Source organism: Embleya sp. NPDC020630, from assembly GCF_044334985.1.
GTDB lineage: Bacteria > Actinomycetota > Actinomycetes > Streptomycetales > Streptomycetaceae > Embleya.
In genome coordinates, this window is sequence record NZ_JBIRUB010000002.1 from 599,368 (window position 1) to 624,191 (window position 24,824).

Consider the following 24,824-nt stretch of genomic DNA (forward strand, 5'->3'; position numbering starts at 1 on the left):
TCGCTGCCGACAGGACCATGGGCCTACCCGGCAAGCGGCGAACAATCACGTGGAGCGCCCCTACTTGAGTTTCGGGTGTTGCAGCGGATTCGGATCGTTGTACATGCCCATGACGATCTTGGCCTGGTTCGTAAGGCTTTCGCTTCCGGGGTTCCAGTATTCATCGTGGGCATGAGCATCCCCGCTCATGACGTTCCCGCCGAATTCCTTGTCCGTCGGGGTGATCGGATCACTACCTTCGCCCAGAATCGTGTCGACGAGACTGCGACCGCCCGGTTTGTGGTCGGCGCCGTGAGAATATGCGCCACCTTCCACGACAAGTGTGTCCTTGGACGTGCCCACCGCGCGTTCCGCCCACACGTGCGTCGGATCCATGTGCAGGTCCTGTGCTCGCTTGACGTGCATGCCGGGGCTACCGAGAGAAACGACGTCATCCACCGCCAGACCGCTTCCGGCGCGCGCCGCGTCTCCGACCACCGTAGTCCCATAGCTATGGGCGATCATCGTGATGTGGTGGTCGTTTCCCTGGGCGCGAACTCCGTTGACGAACGAGTTCAGTCGCGACGCCCCTTCCTGTGACCGATCCCATCCGATCATGCTCCCGGAAAGCCCCGACGCCCCCTTCTCGGGTGCGTCGTAGTCGAGCCAGAACACCGACGCCACATTGCTGCTCCCACCCGGCGTCAACGTGTCGACGGCGTGTTGCATGGCATCGATCCGCTTGATTCCCCCCTCCAAGCCGTTGGTGACGGTCGCGTCGGTCCCGGGCACCGAAATGGAGACGTTCTTGGCCTTGTCGGGATCGCCGACGGACATGATCACCTGGCCGTCGAGGAATTTGTCACCGAACTTGAGCAGCAACAGTTCCTTGCCGGGCGGACGAGTGTAACCGGCCACCAGTTGCTTCTTGATCTCCGTGAGATTTTCCCACTCGCGTTTGTCGTGGTTGGGGGACTTGCCGCCGGCCAGTGCAGGGGCGAGTTCGGTCAGGCGTTGGTCCAGGGCGGTGCGGTTGGCCGTGTCGCGAACGGCCGCCGGGAGGCCGTCCATGCTGCCGAGTCGGCGCGGATATGCGGCCAGGTACAGGGCTCGCTGTTCGTCGGACAGGCCGCGCCACCAGGCCGCCGTCTGTGTGGGATCCAGTGTCGGGACCGGGCCTACGCCGTAGAGCCCGGCCACGCGCTGGGTGTCCTCGATGCTGTTCTGCCAGGCGTCCAGCCGGGTTTCCGCGACATCGGCCGGCATCAGCGTGGTCAGTGTCGCGGCGAATTTGGCATCGGCCTCGCTCGCCTGGCGCAGCAGTGTGTCGAATCGGGCCACGAAGCCGTCGATGGCGCTCTGTTGCCGTGCCGCGTCTGCCGGAGTGGGATTGCCGGCCGCTTCGGGCGGGCCGGCGGCCTGCACGGTGTATCCGCCCGGGTTTTCCACGATTTGGAGACCGGAGGTCTCGGCCTCCTGGATGGCTGCGCGGAACATGGTTTGAATCGCGGGGAGTTCGGATGCCGCACGTTCAGTCGCGATAGCGATGGTCTGCGCCTGGCTTGCGGAGACGGCGATCTGTCGCACCGTCACTTCGAGGTCCTGGTCGGCTGTTCCGGCGGCCTGTCCCTTCCATCCGGCCGCCTCCACACCGTCGTTGACCCCGGTCCGGAACGTGTTCTCCAGTTCGGCGAGCTTGCCGGCGGTGGTCCTCCAGGCGCGGGCGGATTCCCGCCAGCTCTCGAAGTTCGCGGCCCTGAGTTCGATGAAGCCGACCATGGTCACGACCCCGCCGTGAAGTCGGTGGCGATGCTCGTCTCGGTCTGGGCGTATTTGGTTCGCGTGCGGTAGATCTTGTCGGCCCCGGCCTGCGCCCGGTCGGCGAGATGGGCGATCGCGCCGCCCCACTCACGGCTCAGCTCGCCCAGTTGGAAACCGGTCATGAACCCAGGCGTTCCCGCCGGCGGGCCGTGGTTTATGTCCGCGCCCAGACTTCTCAGTTCCATGGCCACCGAGACCGCCTTGCCGGCGGCCGGGGCCAGCTCTTCGATTTTGACCCGGAAGGAGGAATCCGAGGGCGCCGCCAAGGTCGCGTGAGAGGGCTCCGCCGGCGGAATGATGCTGCTCTTCGGGGCGCCGCTCGTCGGATCGGTGCGAAAATACTCCGGCGACAGGGCTCGATTTATGGCCGTGTCGGCGATTTCCTGCTCGGGCATGCCTGTATTCTCCTGCGGGCCTTTTGCGGGATTGTCGGGTAAATCCGACAATTCATGCGAAGGTATGTCGGTCGAGTGTTCGGCGGTGCCGTCCGGCGGCGGGGCGCAAAACAGGTTATGGATCGACCGGTGAACAGCACAACCCGATCCGGGCAGTGGGAGGAAGGCTCGGGGCGTCCCGGAATCACGAATTCCGATGAGCGATTGTCGACGGGCCGACACATTGCGCGGAATCACGGGTTCCACATGGCGCACGGCCAAGCCCGCCGACCGCCGGGCCGGCGTCGGGTCCCGACCGGTGTTGACCTTCGAGTCGGATGAAGCCCAAGGATGTCGGGATGCCGGATACCGAGTTGATGCCGATCGGGGCCTTCGCCCGACACAGTGGTTTGACCTCGAGTGCGCTGCGGTTCTATGCGGACTCCGGGTTGCTGCACCCTGCCGAGGTCGATCCCGTCTCGGGCTACCGCTACTACAGCGCCGACCAGGTGGCGCGGGCCACGGCGCTGCGTCGACTGCGTGAGATCGCGATGCCGCTGGCCGAGGTCGACGCCGTCCTCGATGCCGGACCCGAGGAGGCGTCGCGGCTGATCGACGAGCATGTCGCCAAGGTGCTCGCGGATGCGGAGGCGGCGCGGCGGAAGGCCGCCGTGGTCAAGTCCTCGTTGGCGGGGGCGCCGACCGGTGTGCCGATCGCCGCCCTGAAGGGGCCGGTACTGGCCGACGCGATCGAACAAGTCCTGACCGCGACCGTACGGGAGCCGGGCGTGCCGGTACTCGGCGGCGTGCGCGTCGAGGCGAACCGGGAGGCGATCACCCTGACCGCAACCGACCGCTACCGCCTCTCGATACGAACCCTGGCGCCCGCCGAGGCGCCGACCACACCGTGGGCGGCGACGGTCGCGGGCGACGATCTGCGAGCCGCCGCCGCGGCCGTCCGACGCAGCGCGTTGGTGCGGATCGAGGCGACCGCGCATGGGATGTGGCTACGGCCGGCGGGCGGTGAGGACCGGCATTGCCGGTTGTTGTCCGAGGAGTTCCCGGATTACCGGTCGATGCTCGCCTCGTTGCCTGCGGCCGGCACCCGCCTGACGATCGGGAAGAACGCACTCCTGCGCGCCCTGGCGGAGCATCCCGGCGAGCGGATCACGTGGCACGTGACCCGCCGCGGGATCGATGTCCCGTCGATCGGCGACGGGCATCCGGATGTCGCGATTCCGGCCGCCGTGACGGGGCGGGACCTTCGCATCGTGTTCGAACTGACCACGCTTTACCCGGCCGTCGGCACCGCGATCGGCCCCGATGTGATGCTCGACCTGAGGGGACCCGACCAGCCCGTCACGATTCGCTCCGCCGACCGCGGCGATCTCACCACCCTGGCCATGCCGGTCGGGCCCGACCGGCATGGCTCCGCCTGAAGGGCACCTGTGGGAGCGCTCGCGGGCCACCGCGCGGCACGACGAGCCGCGACCGGCTGTCGCGTCGGCCATGCGGCGCACGGTCGAGCTGTGGAACGCGCACGGCACGGTCATGCGCACCGCGATCGACCTGTCGTCGACGGTTCCCGAGATCGGCGAACTGTGGAGCCGCACCGCCGACTCGCAGGAGTCCCCGGAGAAGTTGCCGGAGGCCGCCGCGACCTGCGAGCACATCCGGCTGATCAGCGCCGGCCCGAGCGACTGAGGGGGCGGCCGGCGCGGCGCGGGTGCACGAGGGCCGCGTCCGGTACCCGGCTTACGATCGACTACCGCCGGTGCCGGCGCAGGTCGCGGCGGGTGGCGAGTTGGGTGCGGGCCTCGGCCAGTGCCGTGCGCAGGACCTCCGCGCGAGGCACGCCCGGGTGCGCCGGCGTGCGGGCCAGGAGGGCGGCCATGGTGGTCGGGGGGAGGAGTTCGGCGGGTTTGCGGACGCGGGAGTAGACGTCGAGAAGGGGCCGGGCGCCCGTGGGTCCGGCGGCCGGCGAACACAGCAGGGTCTCCTCCAGCGGAGTGACGGCGGTGGAGCGGGCCGGTGTGTTGGTCCAGTGGTACGTCTCGCGGCACTCGTGGTCCCGGCGCCGCTCCCAGGAACTCGTCGCGGTGTCCAAGCGGTTCGAGTCGCCCAGGTACGGGGCCGCCGCCTCGCCGAGCAGCCGGCCGAAACGCAGCGCGTCGCGGATGCCCTGCGCGGTGACCGGATCCTTGAAGTGGCCCGCGTCGCCCGCCAACGCCCAGCCGGGGCCGGTGGAACGGCGGAAGTAGGACGGCAGGTCGACGGCCCGGACGATCTTGGTGGTCCGGGCGCAGCCGGCGAGGCGTTCGGCCAGGCCGGGCAGGAGGGCGACGGTGCGGTCGTACTCGCCTTCCAGGTTCAGGCGGAAGGCGTCGGCGCGTTCCTTCGGGGGCATCAGCAGCACCAGGGCCAGGCCGCCGTCGCACGGGAACGCGGTGCCCAACTCCCGTTCCGTACGCCACATCGCGGCGGTGCCGCGCCACTCGGTGCGCGGATCCTCGTAGTACGCGTAATAGCAGGCGCGTCGATTGGCGTTGACGGTGTGCGGCTCACCCACGCCGACCTCGCGGGCGACCAGGGAGCGGCGGCCGTCGGCGCCGATCACGAGTGGCGCGTGAAGCGTGTACGGCCCGGCGCCGCGCTCGTCGACCCGAACTCCCGTGACCCGGCCGTCCGTCCACACCAGGCCGGTGACCCGGGCGCCCTCGCGCACCTCGGCGCCGGCGGCGCGCGGTGTCCACCAGCGCCTTGTCCAGGCCCGATCGCCGCACGCACAGGCCGTACGCGATGTCGTCGACCGGGGCTGTAGCCGCCTCGGGCCCGCCCGTCCGGCAGCTCGATGTACGCCTCGCCGTGGTGCGGCCCCCAGCCTGATGATCTATCTGCGCCGGCCCACCCCGATCACCCACGGCCACGTCGCCTGCATGGACTCGCCGTGGGCGATCACCTCGATCGGCCAGGCCCAGTTCCGGCGCGGGGACTTCGCCGCGACGTACGGCGACGGCAGCGTGCAGGACATCCTCTCGCTGGACCTGTGCGACTGGGACGATCCGGGCATCGTGTACGGGGTGAACGCGCGCAAGTCCCCCCGGCAGATCGTCGACGAGGTGCCGGCACAGGTGCGGGCGAACCTGGACGACGGGGCGACGCTCGTGCCGGACGCGCAGATCCACTCGTGGTTCCTCGACCCCGGGATCACCGACGCGGGGCTGCCGAGTGCGGCCAACGACGAACTGCTCCTGGTGAACACGACCGGGTCGTGGGACGACCGGCCCTGGGCCACGACGCGGGTGCCCAACCTGTTTCCGGCTGGCGACTATGTACGCAACACCATCAACCCGGCCACCATGGAAGGGGCCGACGAGAGCGGGCGCGCGGCGGCCGACGCGGTGTCGCGCGCGGCCGGTTCGAGCGCCACGCCGGCCACCGAGTTCGCGCTCTACCAGGAGCCGGCCCTGGCCCCGTGGCGGCGCGCGGACGACGTGCGCTACCGCCTCGGCCTGCCCAACGCGTTCGACCTCATCCGGCCGTATCGGCCCTGACGCCAGGGAGGATCGCGATGCCGGGGACGGCGATCATCGGGGCCGGGTTCGCCGGGATCTGCATGGCGATCCGGCTGCGCCGCGCCGGCATCGAGGACTTCACCGTCTACGAGAAGGCCGACGACCTCGGCGGCGTCTGGCGCGACAACACCTATCCGGGCGCGGGGTGCGACATCCCGTCGATGTTGTACTCGTACTCGTTCGCGCAACGGGCCGACTGGTCCAGGGTGTTCCCCGAACAACACGAGATCCTGCGCTATCTGCACGAGTGCGCCCGGAAGTTCGGCATCCTGGCCCACCTGGCGCTCGGTACCGAGGTGTCCGCCGCACGCTGGGACGAGACGGCCCAGGTGTGGCGGATCGAGACCTCGCGCGGATCGGCGACCGCCCGGGTGCTGGTCTCGGCCGTGGGTCAGCTCAACCGGCCGCGCTATCCCGACCTGCCCGGCCTGGACTCGTTCGCCGGCACCGCGTTCCACTCCTCGCGGTGGCGGCACGACCACGACCTGAACGACCGTACCGTCGCGGTGATCGGCACCGGGCCCAGCGCGGTTCAGTTCGTGCCGCGCATCGCCGCGCGGGTACGCCGGCTGTACCTCTTCCAGCGGTCCGCGAACTGGGTGGTGCCCAAGCCGGATCGGGCCTACGGGCGGATCGCGCATCGGATCTTCCGCCGGATCCCGCCGGCCCGGACGGCGGTGCGCGCGGCGACGTATCTGCGCGGCGAGACCGCGGTCTACTGGGCGGTGCGCGGCAACCTCGGCGCCCGTCTGGCCCGGCACGCGGCACGCCGGCACCTGGCCGCGCAGATCGCCGATCCGGCGCTGCGGGCCCGGCTGACCCCGGACTTCCCGATCGGCTGCAAACGCATCCTGATCTCGGCCGACTTCTACCCGACGCTGACCCGGGACAACGTGGAACTGGTCACCGACCCGATCACCGAGATCACCCCGAGCGGGCCGCGCACCGCCGCGCGGGACTACCCCGTGGACACCCTGATTCACGGCACCGGGTTCCTGGCCACCGAATTCCTGCGGCCGATGGAGATCGTCGGGCGCGACGGAGTGCGGCTGCACGACGTGTGGCGGGAGGGGGCGGCGGCCCGACTGGGAATGACCGTGCCGCGTTTCCCGAACCTGTTCCTGCTGTACGGACCGGGGACGAACCTGGGCCACAACTCGATCATCTACATGATCGAGAGTCAGGTGGCGTACGTGGTCCGCAGGATCCGCGACGGGCGGGTGCACGAGGTGGGCGCGGCCGAGTACGAGGCGGACCGGCGAGCGCTCGCGGCCGGCGTGGCGGGCACCGTGTTCGGGGCGGGCTGTACGAGCTGGTACAAGGGCGCCGACGGGCGGGTGACCACCAACTGGCCCTGGCACACCTACCGATACCGGTGGGCCACCCGACGCGCCTGACCACCACGACCCGCCACCGCCGCGCTCAGTCGGCGTAGTAGTCGGTCATCAACTCGCTCGACCACGTTGCCTGGCGAAGCTCGCCGCGCGGGCCGAACTCGGCGAGATAGGGCTTGAGATCGAGCACCGGCGTGCCGTCGACGGCGTCGAGGCCGCGCACGTGGACGTCCAGGCCGTCCACTCGCTCCAGCGAACAGCGGGAGACGGCAATGCGGTTCGGGCGGTTCTTGCCGCGCTGGGCGAAGATGCCGACGAGCGGCCAGGCCGGATTGCCGCGCGGCCGGCGGGCACCGGTCTCGACGGCGGTGTCCGGGACCCGGTGGAAGTGGAAGACCACCTCCAGATGGGAGAAGTCGTCAAGGCCGAACAGCGCCTCGGGGCCGAAGCGTTCACCGTCCAGGCGGATCACCGAGGACACGTTCCCCCAGTGATCGTCAACGAGTTCCACACGCGGGGCAGACACCCGCCCGATCGCACGCAGGGTGATATCGGGCAGCGGCGCCACGGGTGTGCTCCCTTCCGTTACGGGGTCAGGTCCAGGGCGTGGACGACCAACTCGGCCAGCGCGTTCACCGCGCTCTCCCGGTCCCGCGCGTCGCATTCGGTCATCGGCGTGCGCGGGCCGATCGACAACGCGTCGCGCAGGTCCTCCTCCGGATAGCGCGGCGCGCCGTCGAAGAGGTTGACCGCGACCACGAACGGGATCCCGGACCGCTCGAAGTAGTCCACCGCCGGGAAACTGTCCTCCAGCCGGCGGGTGTCCACCAGGACGATCGCGCCCACCGCGCCGCGCACCAGGTCGTCCCACATGAACCAGAACCGGTTCTGCCCCGGGGTGCCGAACAGGTAGAGCACGAGGTCGGCTTCCAGGGTGATCCGGCCGAAGTCCATCGCGACCGTGGTGGTGCGCTTCTCCGGCAGGCCGGACAGGTCGTCGACGTCCTCGCTCATCACCGTCATGACCGACTCGGTGGTCAGCGGCGGGATCTCCGACACGGCGGCCACCAGCGTGGTCTTGCCGACGCCGAAACCGCCCGCGACCACGATCTTGGTCGAAGTGATCGGCGGCCCCTCGCCGATCCGCCGACCGGACGCGCCCGCAGCCGGCATCGGAATGGCCGGGACCTCGTCGCCGAGGCCGCCGACACCGCCGAGGTCAAATCTTGCGTAGTCCACCGAGCACCCTCTCCAGCAGCGCACGATCGGGTCGGCCGGCCTCGTGCTCGGCCTGGTACACACTGATCCGGCCCTGCGAGGCCAGGTCGCTGATCAACACCCGGACCACGCCGAGCGGCATGTGCAGGATCGCCGCCACCTCCGCCACCGACCGCACGCCGCGGCACAGGTGCACGATGCGGGCCACCTCGGGCATGTCGCCGGTCTCGTCCTGCGGGCAGTCCAGGGTGGTGACGAGCGTTTCGACCAGCAGCACGTGTCCGTAGCGGGTCCGGCCGCGGGTCAGCGTGTAGGGACGCACGCGCGAGGTGCGACCGCCCGGTTCGGGACGGGCCGGAAAACCCCCTGCGTCGTCGTAGTCGGAATAACCGCCGTCAGGAGCCAACGCGACCACCTCCACGGTCCTGGTGCATCTGTGCGCGCAGGGCCGGCGTCAGGACGTGACCGGCGCGCCGAACGAACGAGGTCATCTGGTAGGCGATCACGCCCAGATCGGCGGACCCGCCCGCGTGCACGCCCAGACAGGAGCCGTCGCTGATCGACATCGCCACGACGTAGCCCTCGGCCATCGTGACGATCTCCTGGCGGACCGCGCCCATGTCGAGCACCCGCGAGGTGCCCTCGGCCAGGGCCACCAGGCCGCTGACGATCGCGCCGAGTTGCTCCTCGGCGTCACCGGCGGCGCCGGCCGCCTCCGGGCCGCGCGCGCTGGCCAGCATCAGGCCGTCGGAGGAGACCAGGACCACCTCGCGGACCCCCGGGACATCCCCGGCCAGCCCGGCCACCAGCCAGTCGACATCGCGGGCCGTGGTGCCATTCGATCCGGTCACCGGTCTCCACCTCCTGTCTCCTCCCGCACGTCCGGCGGGAAGGTGGGTTCTTCGTCGGTCGACACGATCGGCCCGGACGAGCGGATCGGACCGGTCGGTTCGTCCTCCCGGCGGGCCGCCTCCAGACCTTCCTGAAAGCCCGTCAGCCGTCGGCGCAGTTCGGCGGCCGAAAGCGTCGCGGTGTCCCGGGCGGGGTCCGTGGCGGGCGTGATCGCGAACGCGCCGCTGTCGTCACCCGTCGTCAGCCGCTTGGGCAGACCGCGCCGGGTACGCCCGACCGCGGAGGCCGCGGGGCCCGTACCGTCCCCGCCGATCGCCGGCCGCGGCGCGACGGACGGCGTCGCGGCGGCGGTCTTCGCCGTCGCGCCCTTCGCCGTCGCACTCTTCGGCGCCATGCTCTTCGCGGTCGCACTCTGCGCCGCCGTGCCCTTGCCCGCCGCGGTCCCCGCCGCCGTGCCCTTCGCCGCGCCGGTCCTCGGCACCGCGGCCGCGTTCGCCACCGGTGCCGGGTTCGCGCGACGCGCGGGCGGCGCGACCTCGGGGCGCGCCGTCGACCCGGTCGCCTCGAACAGCGCGCCCGGCGCGACCAGTTTCGCCGCCGGCGCCTCCGGGACGGGCGGATTGGCCGCCGGGGTGCGCTTGGGCAGGCCCTTGGGCGTCTTGACCGGCGGCGCGGCGTCCTCGCGGGGCACGATCGGCCCACGCGGCGCGGCGGTCGCGGACCGGGGACGTTCGGCGGCGGGCGCAGCAGCCGGCGCGGCACCGGCCGGCGCGGGCGTCTCGGTCGCGGGCAGCGCGAGCCGGGCCGCGCCGGGCGGGATGGCCCGAGCACCCGGCGTCACCCCGGGGATGGCCATCCGGTCCCGCTCGCGCTCCTGCTCGCGGTCGCGCTCGGCGGAGAACTCGGCGGGCGAGGGCCCCAGGCCGTGGAAGGTCGAGGCGGGGATCACCACGACGGCGCTCAGGCCACCCTGCGGGCGGGGCCGCAACTGCACCCTGATCCCGTGCCGTCGGGCCAGCCGGCCCACCACGAAAACGCCCAGGCCGCCGGCGCCGCCGGCCGCCTCCTCCTCGGTGCTGTCCCGCTCGATCTGCGAGTTCAACTCGGTGAGCCGGTCCGCCGGTACGCCGATCCCGTTGTCGTCCACCGACAACACGACCTCGCCGTTCTCCAGCGTCCAGCCGCCGATCTCCACCCGGGACTCCGGCGCCGAGTAGGCGGCGGCGTTCTCCAGGAGTTCGGCCAGCAGGTGGCCCACGTCGTCGGCGGCGCGCCCGAGCACGTCGGCGCGCGGCACGTGGCCGACGTCGATCCGCTCATAGCGCTCGATCTCCGAGACACCGGCGCGGACCACGTCCAGGAGCGGGATCGCCGGTCGCCGGCCGCGCCGTTCGTCCGCGTCCGCGAGGACCAGCAGGTTCTCGCTGTTGCGGCGCATCCGGGTGGCCAGGTGGTCGAGCCGGAACAGGTCCTGCAGGCGCTGGGGTTCGTCCTCGCCGTGTTCCAGCTTCTCGATCAGGTCCAACTGGCGCTCGACCAGGGTCAGCGTGCGCATCGACAGGTTGACGAACACGTCGTGCACCCGGCCGCGCATCAGCGTTTCCTCGTCGGCGAGCGCCGCCCGCCCGCGCAACAGCTCGGTGTGCTCCGCCTCGAGCCGGGCGCGTTCGGCCTCCAGGCGGGCGCTCTCCGCGGCCTGACGTACGGTCAACTCACGCAGTCGGGCGATGCGCTGCTCGGCGACGCGATGCCGCAACCACGCGGCGATCGAGGACAGCGCGACGGCGGCGGTCAGCAGCGTGCCCGCGAGGGCCGACTCCCACAGTGTGTCGGTGTCGCCCAGCAGGACGATGGCGGTCGCGATCCCCGCCAACGCGAAGACGGCCGCCGCGGAACCGAACCCCGCGGCCGGTCCGCCAGCCGAGCGCCGGCTCCGGTGAACGGGTTCCGGAACGCGTACGGGTGCCGCGTCCGCCGCGTCGGGTGTTCCTGGATCCCCCTGCCCATACATGAGACGTGAGCATATCGTCGGACCCTCTTTTGATGTGGTTTCCGAAGCTACGCGAGTCGGCCCGAAAACGGCCGAAAAGGCCCCACCCGACACATGTCGGGTGAGACCTTTTCGGTATACGGAGCAACTTTTTTGACGATCGGTCAGGCAAATGCCCCAACCGACCCGATCACACGTCGCGCGAGCGCAGCCGGATCCCACCGGCGATCAGCACGATCGCCGCGTAGGTCGCGATCAGCAACAGCGAGGGCCACGGCCCCGGACCGCCTTCCCCGTCGCTGCCGCCGATCAGCTTGCCCAGCGCGAACATCGGCGAGTACTCCATGACCTTCGAGCCCACCGAGTGCGGCAGGAACGGCCCGATGATCATCGGCAGCAGGATGGCGCCCATCAGCGCGGTGATCGCGCCCGCCGAGTGCCGCAGCAGCACCCCGAGCCCGAGCCCGAACAGACCGATCACGGCCAGGTAGAGCGAACTGCCGACGACGCTGCGGAACAGGTCCACGTCGGCGGTGGAGTCGCCGATCCTGGAGGTGAACATCGCCTTGCCGAGTACCGCGGTGATCCCGATCGTGACCAGACCGACCACGAACATCAGGCCCGCGAACACCACGCCCTTGGCGACCAGAACCTGGATGCGGCGCGGGTACGCGGTCAGCGTGGTGCGGATCATGCCCGTCGTGTACTCGGCGGAGATGGTCAACACGCCCAGCGTTGCGGCGGCGAGCTGGGCGACGATCACGCCGATCAGCGAGATGCTGACGTAGTCGTCGTCGGGCTTCGGGTTGGCCAGCCCGGCGATCAGCATGCCCAGACCCAGGATCAGCGCGACCATCACGATCAGGGTCCACACCGTGGAGCGCACCGTGCGGATCTTGGTCCACTCGGAGAGCAACACCCGGCCGAAGCCCGCGTTGCCACCGCCGATGTTGCCGCCGACATGCGGGGGATGACCCGCCTGCTGGCCGGGCGGGAACTGCTGACCGGACAGCTGCTGCGCCTGCATCTGCTGCCCGGGCAACTGCTGCCCGGGCAACTGCTGGCCCGGCGCCTGCTGCGCCTGCATGTGCTGGTGCATCGGGGCCGGTTGGCCCTGTGGGAGCAGGTGCGGCGGGCCCTGGGGCATCGGGGGCGGAGTGTTCTGTGCCATCGCTCAGCCCTCGCTTCCGTTGGATCGCGGCATGGACGGGGACGGGGCGCCGGCGGGCGCGCCCCACGGGGCGCCGGGCGCGCCCTGCTGCGCATACCCGGGCGGCGGACCGGCGAACTGCGGGCCGCCCTGCTGCGGGTATCCGGGCGGCGGCGCCGCTCCGGGCGGACCCCACCCCGGCGGCGGTCCGCCCGGCAGGCCCGCGCGGTACTCCACGCTGTGCTGGGTCATCCGCATGTAGACCTCTTCGAGCGAGTCGAAGCGCGGCGACAGCTCGTGCAGCGCGATGCCGTGTTCGGCGGCGAGGTCACCGATCACCACGGGCGACAACTCGTGCACCCGAAACGAGCCGGCCACCGCCTGGTCGGGCGTGACCGTGGCGCCCTTGGCCTGGAGCAGCGCGTTGAGCTTCTCCGCCTGCGGCGAGCGCACCACGGTGAACGACTGGGAGTTCGTCTCGATGAAGTCGCGCATCGAGGTGTCGGCGATCATCCGGCCCTGACCGATCACGATCAGGTGGTCCGCCGTCACCTCCATCTCGCTCATCAGGTGACTGGAGACGAAGACGGTGCGACCCTCCGAGGCCAACTGCTTCATCAGGTTGCGGATCCACAGGATGCCCTCGGGGTCGAGCCCGTTGACCGGCTCGTCGAACATCAGGATCCCGGGATCGCCGAGCAGAGCCGAGGCGATGCCGAGCCGCTGGCCCATGCCGAGCGAGAAGCCCCCCGCGCGCTTCTTGGCGACCTGGGTCAGGCCGACCATCCCGAGCACCTCGTCGACCCGACGGTTCGGGATGCCGTTGCTCTGCGCGAGACACAGCAGGTGGTTGTACGCGGTCCGGCCACCGTGCATCGCCTTGGCGTCGAGCAGTGCGCCCATCTCCCGCAACGGGGCCTGGACGTGGTCGTACGGGCGGCCGTTGACCGTGACGTTGCCCCCGGTCGGCGTGTCAAGGCCGAGGATCATCCGCATGGTGGTCGATTTGCCGGCCCCGTTGGGGCCGAGGAAGCCGGTCACCGAGCCCGGACGCACCTGGAAGGAAAGCTGATCCACCGCCAGCTTGTTTCCGTAGCGTTTGGTGAGCCCTCTTGCTTCGATCATCTGTTGCCGCACTCCCAGGAAGACTTCGGGGGGATGGTGCCGGACCGACTGTCGAGCCGACCGGGCTTCGAGCTTAGGCCCGAACCCCGGCTGCCGACGGCCGCCGTACGACGGGCCCGTGTTGGGACATGGGTTCGAGGGAAGTCCCGCAAGTCATACCAGAGGACGATTGACAAGCTCAGGCCTGGTTCTGGCGAGGCGTGACCACTTCGCGCAGAATGAGCAGGACGGCCGCCGCGATCGGAATCGCGAGCAGCGCCCCGGTCACCCCGAGCAGCGCGCCGCCCACCAGAGCCGCGATCACGGTGATCGCCGGCGGCACGTTCACGGCGCGGTTCATCACGCGCGGGTAGATCAGATAGTTCTCGAACTGCTGGTAGGCCAGGAAGAAGATCACGCAGGTGAGCGCCTTGCCGGGGGAGTCGAAGAAGACCACGACCGACACCACCGCCGCGCCCACCGTGGCGCCGATCATCGGGATCAGGTCGGTGATCGCGATCACCAGGGCCAGCGGCAGCGCGTAGTCGTTGCCCAGGATCATCAGGAAGACGAACGAGGACAGGCCCGCGCAGGTGGCCACGATCAGCGCGCCGTTCACGTAGCCGCCGATCCCGGACAGGATCTCGTCGCCGAGCAGCCGCACCCGGGCCCGGCGCGACTTCGGAAACAGGTTGTACAGGTGCTCCTTGATGCTGGGCAGCGCGCCCAGGAAGTACAGCGTCAGGACGATCACGGTGAGCGTGTCGAACACCGAGGTCAGCACCATCTTGCCGAAGCCCCACAAACCGCCCGCCACGTTCTCCGCCGTGTTGGCGTTGGCCGCCCAGTCCTTGGCCCGGTTCACCAGGTCGTACTTCTCGTCCAGCTGCCGGAATCTCTCGTTGTTCCGCAGCTCGGTGAGGCTGTCGGGGATCGAGTTGATCAGGCTCGACGTCTGCTCGACCAGCGGCTGGGCGATCGCGGTGACGAAGGCCGCGGCGAAGAGGACGAACCCGAACGCGACGGTGCACACCGCCCAGCGTCGGGGCATGCCGCGCTTTTCGAGGCGTTCGACGAACGGGTTCAGGCCCGCGGCCAGGAAGAACGAGATCAGGATGATGATCAGGACGTGCTGGATACCCATCACGGCCTGGGCCAGGAACCACGCGGTGATCAGGCCGAGTCCGCCGAGGAAGCCGATGTAGAACGGCGAGGAACGGCGCAGCGGGCGACCCGGCTCGCCGAACCGTGAGCCGACGCCGGTCCACGGCTGGACCCGGGTGGGGGCCTTGGCGTCGTCGGGGGCGGGGGAGGGTACGCCGGGGTCGGTGGCCGGGTCCGGGGCGGTCGGAGACGCCGGGCCGGGTTCGGCCGTCGCGATCTGGGCGGGCACCCGGGCGGGGGCCGCGTCGGTGCTCTTGCCGGCGGCCCGGTCGCCGACCGACGCGTCGACGGAGGCCGGCACCGCCGACGTGTCGGCCGTCCCGTCGCCGCTGTCGCTACCGTCCACAGTCGCCTCCGCCGTGCTCCCGGCGGGCGTGCCACCCGGGGTCGGTCCGGCGGTGGTCGTGCCCTCGTCCGCCGTCGAAGGCGCCCCGGTGGGCCCCGCGTCCGCGCTCGGCGCGGTCGCAGGTGCTCCCGTGGATGCCCCGTCCCCGTCCCCGGCCGGTGTCGGCTTCCCCGGTCTGCGGCGCGGTCGGATATTGCCCAGTCGGCCCATGGCCCCGTACTCCTCGTCCCCTGCCCGGGCCCTCGGCGGCCCGGATCCGGATGTGCCCGCGCCGACGCGCCCGGGATCACCTCATGAAAAATGCGGCCGGGCGGCGGACGGGTCCCCATGGAACCTGCCCGCCGCCCGGCCGCCGAAGCCGGCCGAAATACCAGTCGCCGATGCCCCGCCGAGGCGCGTCAGCGGCTCTGCTGAGCCGGCACACCCGGCATCTTGTCGTCGTCGTCATCGATACTGACACCCGCGGCGGCGACGGCCGCGCCGGTGAGCGTGGCCAGCATCTCGCGCACGTTGGTCAGCTGCGCGTTGATGCTGTCGCGGCGGTGGGTCAGCGCGGCCAGCTCGCGCTCGGACTCCGAGCGGATCCGGTCGGCCTTGGCCCGCGCGTCGGCCACGATGTCGTCGGCCTGGCGCTGCGCGGTCTCGATCGTCTGACGCGAGCGGCGCTCGGCGTCGGTACGCAGCTTCTCGGCCTCCAGGCGCAGCTGTTCGGCCCGGTGCTCGACCTCGGACAGCCGCTTCTCGGCCTTGGCCTGACGGGCCGCCAGGTCGCGCTCGGACTGCTCGCGGCGCTTGGCCAGGTTCGTCTCGAAGTCGGCGGCGGCCTGGGCGGCCTTGGCCCGGGTCTCCTCGAAGAGGGCCTCGGCCTCCTCGCGCTTGGCCGACGCGTCCTTGGCCGCCTCGCCACGCAGCTGTGCGGCGTCGCTCTTGGCCTTGTCGAGGATCCGCGAACCCTCGTCCTCGGCCTTGGCCTTGCGCTCCTTGCCGTACTGCTCGGCGTCGGAACGGACCTGCTGCGCGGCGGCCTCGGCCAACTCGCGGTGCTGATCGGCGGCGCGGCGGGCCTCCTCGCGCAGGTCCTTGGCCTCTTCCTCGGCGAGGCGGAGGATCTTCTCCACCCGTGCGCCGAGGCCCGCGTAGGACGGTTCGGCGTCGGCGAGTTGGGCCTGCGCGTTCTGGCTTTCGAGGTGCAGTTCCTCGATCCGCTTCTCCAGCGCCGAGATCCTCGCGAGCGCGCTGTCACGGTCCGACACGAGCTTCGTGATGCGGTCGTCGACCTGCGAACGCTCGTACCCACGACGGACGATGTCGAAGCCGTGCGGAGAGTTAGTGTCGCTCATGGGGTTCCTGTCGTATGACGGGTGCGGTGAATGAGGTGACGGGTGGAATCCTGGCACGAATCGGGCGGAGCATCGACCTGACCGGGAGATAAGAACCGGCCGGCATCGCTCAATCGGATGACGACGAACCGGAGCCCTTCGCCGCGGGGCCCTTGCCCGACGAGGAGTTGCCCTTGCCGGCCCCGAGGCCCGCGGGCGCGGCGAGCGCGTCCAACACGCCCTGCACGCGCGACATCTCGGCGGTGATGTCCTTGCGTCTGCGGTTCAACTCGTCGAGTTTGCGCTGTCCGTCGGCGCGGTGACGGTCGGCTTCCTTGCGCGCCTCGGTGCGCAGTCGCTCCGCCTCCTTCCGCGCCTCGTCGAGAACCTTCTCGGCGTCCGCGGCGGTCTTGCGACGGACCGCCTGCGCCTCCCGCTGGGCGGCGGCCACCTGTTCGGCCACCTTCGCCCGCAGGTCGTCCGCGCCCTTCTGGGCGTCGGCGAGCCGCTGTTCCGCTTCCGAGAGCAGCGCCTCGGCCTTCTTCACCGCGGCAATACGTACCCTATCCGCCTCGGAACCGGCCTTGTCGCGAATCCGCTCGGCTTCCTCGGCCGCGGCCACCTTCATCTTCTCGGCGTCCACGCGGGCCTCGCTCACCTGTTCCTCCGCGGCGGCCACCAGGTCGTCGACCCGCTTGCCCGCCTGCTTCAGACCCTCCGCGGCCTGCCGGCGGGCACGTTCGACGACCTGCTCGGCCTCGCGGTCGGAACGCTCGCGCGTGGCGGTGGTGTCGCGCCGGGTCTCGCCGATCATCGCGTCGGAGTCCTGGCGCGCCTTCTCTATCACCGCGGTCGCCTCGGCGCGCAGGCGTTCGTCCTCCGCCTCGGCCTCGGCGATCAGCAGGTTCGCCGCCTCGGTCGCCTCGGCGAGCCGCTTCTCGGCCTTGCGCTCGGCGGTGCCGACGATCTCGGTGGCCCGGCCCTTGGCCCGAACCAGCAGCTCCTCGGCGTCGTTCGTGGCGCGCTCCAGCTCGGCGCGGGCCTGCTCGCGCAGTTGCGCCGCGGCCTCCTCGGCCTCGCGCATCTCCTTGTTCGCCGCCTCGCGGCCGGCCGTACGGGTCTTCTCCGCCTCGCGGTCGGAGTCGGACTTCATCCGGTCGGCGTGCTTGCGCGCGGCGGTGACCGTGGCATCGGCCTCCGCGCGGGCTCGGACCAACGTGGTCTCCGCGTCGTCGCGGGCCTTGGCCAGGTCGCGTTCGGCGAGCGCGGTGAGCCGGTCCGACTCCTCCCGGGCGGCGTCCTCGATGCCCACCACCGCGGCGCGTACCGCCTCGGCCTCGGCCTGCGCCTCGGCGACCGTGCGGGCCGCGTCCTCCTTGGCCAGCCGGGCCTGGGTGGTGGCGCTCTCCAGCAGGTCGGTGCCCCGCGCCTCGGCCTTCTCCAGCAACTCGCGGGCCCGCGCCTTGGTGCGATCGCGCAACTCGGCCGCCTCGTCGCGCGCCTCCTCCAGCGCCTGGGCGCCCTGGGTACGCAGCCGGATCGCCTCGGCCTCGGCCTCCTCGCGCAGCCGTGTGGCGTCGATGTCGGCCTGCTCCAGCCGACTCAGCGCGGCCGTCTCGGCCTCGTCGCGCATACGCTCCGCGTCCGCGGTCGCCGCCTCCAGCGCGGCGGCGGCCTCCTCGCGCAGCGTGGTCGCGTCGGCGTTCGCCGAGGCCAGCGTCGCGGTGGCCTCGGTGTGCAGGCGCTGCGCCTCGCTGCGCGCCGCCTCCAGCGCCTCGGCGGCCTCCCGGCGCAGCGTCCCGGCCGCCTGCTCGGCGTCGGCGCGCACCTGTTCGGCATCGCGCTCGGCGCGCTCCAACAGCGCGCGGGCGGCGGTCTGCGCCTCGGACCGGGCCCGGTCCGCGTCGGTCTCGCCCTGGGTGCGCATGGTGTCGGCGTCGGCCTTGGCCGCGGCCAGCGCGGCGGTGGCCTCCTGGCGCAGCGCGCGAGCCTCGCCGTCGGCCTGCTCCAGGATGCCGAGCGCGGTCTCCTCGCCCTCGGCCCGCATCCGCGCGGCGTCCTTCTCGGCCTTGTCCAGCGCGGCGCGCACGGCCGCGGCGGTCTCGGTGCGCAGCGTGTGCGCGGCGGCCTCCGCCTCGGTACGCATGCGCTCGGCCTCGGCGTCGGCCTGCTCCAGCACCGAACGCGCGGTCTCGGTGGTCTCCTCGCGCAGCGTGCGGGCGGCCGTCTCGGCCTCCGTGCGCATACGCTCGGCCTCCTCGTCGGCCTGCTCCAGGACCGAGCGGGCGGTCTCGGTGGTCTTCTCGCGCAGCGCCTGGGCGGCGGCCTCCGCCTCGGTGCGCATCCGGGTCGCGTCGGTGTCGGCCGCGGCCAGCCGGGCGCGGGCCTGCTCGGTGCTCTCCTCGCGCAGGGCCGCCGCCGCGCTCTCCGAACTCTCGCGCAGCGCCCGCGCGGTCTGCTCGGTCTCCTCGCGCAACGCGCGGGTCTCGGCCTCCGTCTGCTCACGCAGCGCGCGGGTCTCGGCCTCGGTCCGCTCGCGCAGCGCACGGGTCTCGGTCTCCGCCTCCTCGCGCATCGAGGACGCGTCGCGACGCGCGGCCGAACGCATCTGGTCGGCCTCCTCGCGCGAGTCGGCGAGGGTCTTCTCCGCTTCGGTCCGCGCCTCGGTGAGGGCCTTGTCTGCCTCGCGGCGCGAGTCGGTGCGGACCTTCTCGGCCTCTTCCCGGGCCTTGCCGATCAGTTCGTCGGCCTTGACCGCGGCCGACTGGGTACGGGCGCCCGCCTCGGCGCGAGCGCGCTCCATCGTGGCCTCGGCGTCGGCCCGAGCCCGATCCAGCGCGGCCTCGGCCTCGGCGGCCGACTGCTCGGCCCGAGCCCGCAGTTCCTCGCTCCGGGCATGCAACTCGGCGGCCTGCCGCTCCGCTTCGGCGCGCATCGCCTCGGCTCGGGCCTGGGCCTGGTCGCGCAGCTCGGCCGCGGCCAGCTCGGCGGAGCGGATCAGCTCCTCGGCGGCGCGGTTCGCGTCGGCGCCGGCCTTCTGCGCCTCCGCCCGGGCCTTGGCCACCAGTTCCTCGGCCTCCGCGTGCGAACGGCCGGCGTTCTCGGCTGCCTCGGTACGCACCCGCTCGGCCTCGGCACGGGCCGCCTCGACCCGCTCCGCCGCCTGCGCCGCGGATTCCTCGCGCAGCTGCTCGGCGGCGGCCGCGGCCTCGCTGCGCAGGGTCTGCGCCTCGATCCGGGCGCGCTCCAACTCCTCTGCGGCCTCCGCCTGTTGGCGGTTGGTCATCTCGCGCAGGCGGTGCGTGTCGGCGACCGCCTTCTCGCGCAGCTTGCCGGAGTCGGCGCGGGCCGCCTCGAGCAGCTCCTCGGCGCTCTCGGCCGCCTGGGCACGCACCTGCTCGGCGTATTCGCGCGCCTCGTGCGCCAGCCGGTCACTGGACACGCGGGTGCGCGTCTCGACCGCCTCGGCGTCGGCCTGGGCCCGGGCGCGCAACTCGTCGGCCTCGGTGCGGGCCTCGCTCTGTACCCGCTCGGCCTCGGACCGGGACTTGGCCATCAGATCGTCGGCGGCCCGTGCGGCGGTCTCCAGGCGCTCGGCCGCGCCGGCTTCGGCGTTGGTGAGCAACTGCTGTGCCTCGGCCCGCAGTCGGTCCACCTCCTGCCGGCGGCGCTCGATCTCCGCACGCGCCCCGGCCTCCAACTCGTCGACCCGGGCCAGGGTTTCCTCGCGGGCGGTGTCCAACTCGGCGCGGGTGTCGGTACGCAGTGCCTCGGCCTCGGCGCGGGCCTCGTCGCGCAGCCGCTCCGCCTCGGCGATCGCCTCGGCGCGCAGCCGCTCGGCGGCGGCGCGGGCCTCGGCGGTGAGCTTGTCCGCCTCCGCGCGGGCCTTGGCCAGATGCGCCTCGGCGTCGGTCGCGGCCTTGCCGAGCTTCTCGCCCGCCTCGGCCTCGGCGCCCTGGAGCAGCCGTTGGGCCTCCGCCTGGCGGCGGTCCGCCTCGCCGGCCGCCTCGGCGCGCAGCCGCTCGATCTCGAACTGGGCGGATTCGAGCAGTTTCGCGGTGTTCTCGGAGGCGCCCTGGGCGCGGGCGCCGGCCTCGCCGGTGACCCGCTCGGCCTCGGCCCGGGCCTCGCCGATGATCCGGGCGGCCTCCACCCGGGCGTCGCCGACCAGGCTCTCCGCGCGGGTGCGGGTCTCGGTGCGCAACTGCTCGGACTGGTCCACGGCGGCGCTCGCCCGGGCCTTGGCCTCGGCGACCACCCGGTCCGCGTCGCTCTGCGCACGCGAGAGCAGCGACTCGACCTCGGCGCGCGTGCTCTCGTTGGTGCCGGCCGCCTGCTCGCGGGCGGCGGCGGCCACCCGCTCGGCCTCGGTGCGGGCGTTGTCCAGGAGTTGGCGGGCGCGCTCCTCGGCCTGGGCGCGCAACTGCTCGGCCCACGCGACGTTCTCGTTGACCCGGGCCTCGGTGGCCTGACGCGCCTGGGCCAGTTCCTCGTCGAGGCGCCGACGGCGCTCCATGACCTCGGCCTGCCACTCGGCTTCGAGCCGGGCCGAGCGGGCGGCGGCCTCCTGGAGCAGGCGTTGAGTGGTCGCGCGCGACTCCTGCAACTCGCGCTCGGCGTCGGCGCGGACCTGGTCGGCCTGTAGTTGCGCGTTGCGCAACATCTGCTCGGCCTGGCCGCCGATGCTGTCGAATCGGGGTGTGGCGAGCTGGCGGCGAAGGTCATGCAGCTTCGCGCGGAGAACCTCGACCTGATAGCCGAGGTCCTCCGCGTGGGCGACGGTGTCGTCGCGCTCCTTCTTCAGCCGCTTGATCTCGTCGTCGAGCTGTTCGAGATGCTCGTCGACTTGGTAGCGGTCGTAGCCCCGCACTGTGGGGTCCCACTCCATCCCCTGGCCGCGTACGTTTCAGTACTGCAAATCGGCCGTTTCCGACCGGTTGGTGACGAAACGACCCCGAAAACCATCCGGAACCGCCCGTACCGCATTGACTACCAGGGAGAATGGTCTCAGATCCAGGGACCGCCGTCAGACGTTACGAAAGCGGTTGATGGCGTCGATATGCCGCGCGCGCATCTCGACGTCCCGAACCCCCAGGCCCTCCTCCGGTGCGAGACACAGTACGCCCACCTTGCCCTGGTGCAGGTTCCGGTGGACGTCCCGGGCCGCCTGGCCCGTCTCTTCCAGAGCGTAGGTGCGCGACAACGTCGGGTGAATCCTACCCTTCGCCACGAGCCGGTTGGCCTCCCAGGCCTCCCGATAGTTGGCGAAGTGCGAGCCGACGATCCGCTTCAGGCTCATCCACAGGTAGCGGTTGTCGTACTCGTGCATGTAGCCCGACGTCGAGGCGCAGGTCACGATGGTGCCGCCCTTGCGGGTGACGTAGACCGAGGCGCCGAACGTCTCGCGGCCCGGGTGCTCGAAGACGATGTCCACGTCCTCGCCGCCGGTGAGTTCGCGGATGCGCTTGCCGAACCGGTTCCACTCGCGGGTGTCCTGGGTGTGCTCGTCCTTCCAGAAGCGGAAGTCCTCGGCCCGCCGGTCGATCACCAGCTCGGCGCCCATGTCCCGGCACAACTGCGCCTTGTCCTCGGAGGACACCACGCAGATCGGCGTCGCGCCGCCGGCCAGGGCGAACTGCGTCGCGTACGAGCCCAGGCCGCCGGAGGCGCCCCAGATCAGCACGTTGTCGCCCTGCTTCATGCCCGCGCCGTTGCGCGAGACGAGCTGGCGGTACGCCGTCGAGTTGACCAGGCCCGGCGAGGCGGCCTCTTCCCACGACAGGTGCGCCGGCTTCGGCATCAGCTGGTTGCTCTTGACCAGGGCGATCTGGGCGAGGCCGCCGAAGTTGGTCTCGAAGCCCCAGATCCGCTGCTCGGGGTCGAGCATGGTGTCGGCGTGCCCGTCGGGGCTCTCCAACTCGACGGACAGGCAGTGCGCGACCACCTCGTCGCCGGGCTTCCAGGCGTTGACGCCCGCGCCGGTGCGCAGGACCACGCCCGCGAGGTCGGAGCCGACCACGTGGTACGGCAGATCGTGCCGCTTGGACAGGTCGGACGCGCGGCCGTACTTCTCCAGGAAGCGGAACGTGGAGACCGGCTCGAAGAGCGAGGTCCACACGGTGTTGTAGTTGATCGCACTGGCCATCACGGCGACGAGGGCTTCGCCGGGGCCGAGTTCGGGCAGCGGCACGTCATCGACGTGCAGCGACTGGCGCGGATCCTTGTCCCGCGATTCCACGCCCTCGAACATCGTCTCCTCGTCCTTGTGGACGGTGACGGCGCGGTACGAGTCGGGAAGCGGGAGCGCTGCGTACGCCTCCTTGGGGGTGTCCCCCGCGAGGATGGCGTCGAGGATCTCCTTCATCGTCGGCCTCCATGGGTCGGCGGTTGAAGCATGAGAAACATGAGGGATTGCCGAGCTTCGCTGAACTTACTCGCTGGTAACGCTAGGCGTTCGGCATAAAAGCGACAAGGGGCGAAGTCACAGGAACTGCGCCGCCGCTTTGACGATCTGTCTGTTGACGAGCCGCCGGCTCCGCGGGATGGCGCGGCCGGTCGGGCGCCGCCGCGGGATGCCGCGGGTCGGCGCGCTGTCGTGCGCTGTCATGCGCTGTCACGGGTGGTCGCGCGCGGTCGCGCGCTGTGTGACGAGTAGCCGCGTGATGTCGGCGGGCCGAATCCGGGCCCGGTGGTCGACGCCGGGCCCGGTGGCTCAGTGCTCCGTGTCGGGCGCGGCCGAGGTCACCAGTTCGGTGAGCACGCCGTGACAGTCCTTGGGGTGCAGGAACGTGATGCGCGAACCCATCGAACCACGCCGGGGCTCGTCGTACAGCACCCGGACGCCCTTGGCCCCGATCGCCGCCGCGTCCCCGTCCACGTCGGCGGTGCCGAACGCGATGTGGTGCACACCCTCGCCGTTCTTGGCCAGCCACTTGCCGACCGCGGAGTCCTCGCGGATCGGCTCCAGAAGCTGGAGGTAGGACGCGCCGCCGTCCGAGGTCTCGTTGATCTTGAGCATCGCCTCGCGGACGCCCTGCTCCTCGTTGATCTCGGTGTGGAACACCTCGAATCCGTAGGTCGTTGTGTAGAAGTCCACCGTCTCGTCGAGGTTGTGACAGGCGATGCCGATGTGATCGATACGCGTGAGCACCATGGCCTCCCGAGGCCGTCGAGAAATGCGGGTTACCTGCGAGTAGATACCCGACCCTTCGTCACGAGACTATGGGCGAGAGCACACCCGATTCGTGCCGGGCGTGAGGGTGGGTTCCGTCACATCGGGGCCCCCTGCACCGGTCGGCGCCCTTCCGGGTAGGTTCCGGAACAACTTCACGTCCGTCGCGGGGATGCCGCACGTCGCCCGGCCCGCCTGGCGATGGCACCCCGACCATAAAGTTGTGGAGGCCACCCTCATGGCCGGTTCTGTCATCGTCGCCGGGGCCCGTACCCCCATGGGTCGACTGCTCGGCTCCCTCAAAGGCTTCTCCGGCACCGACCTCGGCGCCATCGCGATCAAGTCCGCGCTCGAGCGCGCGGGCGTCACCGGGGACCAGGTCCAGTACGTGATCATGGGCCAGGTGCTCCAGGCGGGCGCCGGGCAGATGCCCGCCCGACAGGCGTCGGTCAAGGCCGGCATCCCGATGAACGTGCCCTCGCTCACCGTCAACAAGGTCTGTCTGTCCGGCCTGGACGCGATCGCGCTGGCCGACCAGCTGATCCGCGCGGGCGAGTTCGACATCGTGGTCGCGGGCGGCATGGAGTCGATGACCAACGCCCCGCACCTGCTGCCCAAGTCGCGCGAGGGCTTCAAGTACGGCGCGGTCGAGATGCTCGACGCGATGGCCTACGACGGCCTCACCGACGCGTTCGACAACATCCCGATGGGCGAGTCGACCGAGCACCACAACACGAAGCTGGACATCTCGCGCGAGGAGCAGGACGCGGTGGGCGCGCTGTCCCACCAGCGCGCCGCGGCCGCCGCGAAGAACGGGATCTTCGACGCCGAGATCGTGCCGGTGGAGATTCCGCAGCGCCGGGGCGAGCCGGTCGTGTTCGCCGCCGACGAGGGCATCCGCCCGGACACCACCGCGGAGTCGCTGGGCAAGCTGCGTCCGGCGTTCAGCAAGGACGGCACGATCACCGCGGGTACGTCCTCGCAGATCTCCGACGGCGCCGCCGCGGTCGTGGTGATGAGCAAGGCCAAGGCCGAGGAGCTGGGCCTGGAGTGGCTGGCCGAGATCGGCGCGCACGGCAACGTGGCGGGCCCGGACAACTCGCTCCAGTCGCAGCCCTCGAACGCGATCAAGCACGCGCTGGGCAAGCAGGGGCTGACTGTCGACGACCTCGACCTGATCGAGATCAACGAGGCGTTCGCGGCGGTGGCCGTGCAGTCGATGCGCGACCTCGGGGTGAGCACGGACAAGGTCAACGTCAACGGCGGCGCGATCGCGCTCGGCCACCCGATCGGCATGTCCGGCGCCCGCGTGGTGCTGCACCTGGCGCTGGAGCTCAAGCGTCGCGGCGGCGGCACGGGTGCGGCGGCGCTGTGCGGTGGCGGTGGCCAGGGCGACGCGCTGATCCTCACCGTTCCGGGCGCCTGAG

At 71.4% G+C, this 24,824-nt stretch carries 19 protein-coding genes and 1 pseudogene; 5 read left to right on the plus strand and 15 right to left on the minus strand.

Annotated features, from left to right (window positions below; genetic code table 11):
- Positions 1-60 precede the first annotated feature (60 nt).
- Positions 61-1,758 carry an alpha/beta hydrolase gene (locus tag ACH4XV_RS08875; RefSeq protein ID WP_395788656.1) on the minus strand — a complete coding sequence of 566 codons (1,698 nt, stop codon included), beginning with the start codon at positions 1,756-1,758 and terminating at the stop codon, positions 61-63.
- A gap of 2 nt (positions 1,759-1,760) precedes the next feature.
- Positions 1,761-2,195 (minus strand): hypothetical protein, encoded by a 435-nt coding sequence (locus ACH4XV_RS08880; protein WP_395787844.1) that lies wholly within the window; start codon positions 2,193-2,195, stop codon positions 1,761-1,763.
- Between the two features lie 338 nt (positions 2,196-2,533).
- Here ACH4XV_RS08880 and ACH4XV_RS08885 point away from each other — a divergent pair, with 338 nt between their 5' ends.
- Both ACH4XV_RS08885 and ACH4XV_RS08890 read left to right on the plus strand, forming a co-directional pair.
- On the plus strand, positions 2,534-3,613 hold the full coding sequence (locus ACH4XV_RS08885) for a MerR family transcriptional regulator (RefSeq protein WP_395787846.1): 1,080 nt from the start codon (positions 2,534-2,536) through the stop codon (positions 3,611-3,613).
- Positions 3,614-3,617: 4 nt separating this feature from the next.
- Positions 3,618-3,878: pseudogene (locus tag ACH4XV_RS08890) on the plus strand (TetR/AcrR family transcriptional regulator); the annotation flags it as partial.
- 61 nt (positions 3,879-3,939) lie between these two features.
- On the opposite strand, the gene ACH4XV_RS08895 reads toward ACH4XV_RS08890, so the two are convergent.
- Positions 3,940-5,064 (minus strand): NAD(P)/FAD-dependent oxidoreductase, encoded by a 1,125-nt coding sequence (locus tag ACH4XV_RS08895; RefSeq protein WP_395788658.1) that lies wholly within the window; start codon positions 5,062-5,064, stop codon positions 3,940-3,942.
- Between ACH4XV_RS08895 and ACH4XV_RS08900 the strand changes: the two genes are divergently transcribed.
- Together ACH4XV_RS08900 and ACH4XV_RS08905 are read left to right on the plus strand one after the other, a co-directional pair.
- Positions 5,060-5,728, plus strand: a complete 669-nt coding sequence (locus ACH4XV_RS08900; RefSeq protein WP_395787848.1) for an FAD-dependent oxidoreductase — start codon at positions 5,060-5,062, stop codon at positions 5,726-5,728. The genes ACH4XV_RS08895 and ACH4XV_RS08900 overlap by 5 nt on opposite strands.
- A gap of 17 nt (positions 5,729-5,745) precedes the next feature.
- Positions 5,746-7,146 carry a flavin-containing monooxygenase gene (locus ACH4XV_RS08905; protein ID WP_395787850.1) on the plus strand — a complete coding sequence of 467 codons (1,401 nt, stop codon included), beginning with the start codon at positions 5,746-5,748 and terminating at the stop codon, positions 7,144-7,146.
- A 25-nt stretch (positions 7,147-7,171) separates the two neighbouring features.
- On the opposite strand, the gene ACH4XV_RS08910 is transcribed toward ACH4XV_RS08905, so the two are convergent.
- The 12 genes from ACH4XV_RS08910 to mce form a co-directional block, all read right to left on the minus strand.
- Positions 7,172-7,651: an SAM-dependent methyltransferase gene (locus ACH4XV_RS08910; protein ID WP_395787852.1), complete on the minus strand. Its 480-nt coding sequence runs from the start codon at positions 7,649-7,651 to the stop codon at positions 7,172-7,174.
- A 17-nt stretch (positions 7,652-7,668) separates the two neighbouring features.
- Positions 7,669-8,256 carry a GTP-binding protein gene (locus tag ACH4XV_RS08915; RefSeq protein WP_395788660.1) on the minus strand — a complete coding sequence of 196 codons (588 nt, stop codon included), beginning with the start codon at positions 8,254-8,256 and terminating at the stop codon, positions 7,669-7,671.
- 46 nt (positions 8,257-8,302) lie between these two features.
- A complete protein-coding gene (locus tag ACH4XV_RS08920; protein ID WP_078979221.1) occupies positions 8,303-8,707 on the minus strand; it encodes a DUF742 domain-containing protein in 405 nt (134 codons plus the stop codon).
- Positions 8,697-9,152: a roadblock/LC7 domain-containing protein gene (locus tag ACH4XV_RS08925; protein ID WP_078975402.1), complete on the minus strand. Its 456-nt coding sequence runs from the start codon at positions 9,150-9,152 to the stop codon at positions 8,697-8,699. The genes ACH4XV_RS08920 and ACH4XV_RS08925 overlap by 11 nt, the downstream gene beginning before the upstream one ends.
- A complete protein-coding gene (locus ACH4XV_RS08930; RefSeq protein ID WP_395787854.1) occupies positions 9,149-11,026 on the minus strand; it encodes an ATP-binding protein in 1,878 nt (625 codons plus the stop codon). Before ACH4XV_RS08930 ends, ACH4XV_RS08925 begins: the two co-directional genes overlap by 4 nt.
- 307 nt (positions 11,027-11,333) lie before the next feature.
- On the minus strand, positions 11,334-12,314 hold the full coding sequence (locus tag ACH4XV_RS08935) for an ABC transporter permease (protein ID WP_395787856.1): 981 nt from the start codon (positions 12,312-12,314) through the stop codon (positions 11,334-11,336).
- Positions 12,315-12,317: 3 nt separating this feature from the next.
- On the minus strand, positions 12,318-13,418 hold the full coding sequence (locus ACH4XV_RS08940; protein ID WP_126637283.1) for an ABC transporter ATP-binding protein: 1,101 nt from the start codon (positions 13,416-13,418) through the stop codon (positions 12,318-12,320).
- 178 nt (positions 13,419-13,596) lie between these two features.
- Positions 13,597-14,907, minus strand: a complete 1,311-nt coding sequence (locus tag ACH4XV_RS08945; RefSeq protein ID WP_395787858.1) for an AI-2E family transporter — start codon at positions 14,905-14,907, stop codon at positions 13,597-13,599.
- A 398-nt stretch (positions 14,908-15,305) separates the two neighbouring features.
- Positions 15,306-16,247: a cellulose-binding protein gene (locus ACH4XV_RS08950; protein WP_020555437.1), complete on the minus strand. Its 942-nt coding sequence runs from the start codon at positions 16,245-16,247 to the stop codon at positions 15,306-15,308.
- A 109-nt stretch (positions 16,248-16,356) separates the two neighbouring features.
- Positions 16,357-21,114, minus strand: coding sequence for a hypothetical protein (locus ACH4XV_RS08955; RefSeq protein WP_395787860.1), 4,758 nt, complete (start codon positions 21,112-21,114; stop codon positions 16,357-16,359).
- 138 nt (positions 21,115-21,252) lie between these two features.
- A complete protein-coding gene (ccrA, locus tag ACH4XV_RS08960; RefSeq protein ID WP_379995034.1) occupies positions 21,253-22,590 on the minus strand; it encodes a crotonyl-CoA carboxylase/reductase in 1,338 nt (445 codons plus the stop codon).
- A 348-nt stretch (positions 22,591-22,938) separates the two neighbouring features.
- Positions 22,939-23,376, minus strand: a complete 438-nt coding sequence (mce, locus tag ACH4XV_RS08965; RefSeq protein ID WP_379997255.1) for a methylmalonyl-CoA epimerase — start codon at positions 23,374-23,376, stop codon at positions 22,939-22,941.
- 259 nt (positions 23,377-23,635) lie between these two features.
- Here mce and ACH4XV_RS08970 point away from each other — a divergent pair, with 259 nt between their 5' ends.
- Positions 23,636-24,823: an acetyl-CoA C-acetyltransferase gene (locus tag ACH4XV_RS08970; RefSeq protein ID WP_078979219.1), complete on the plus strand. Its 1,188-nt coding sequence runs from the start codon at positions 23,636-23,638 to the stop codon at positions 24,821-24,823.
- Position 24,824: the final 1 nt, after the last annotated feature.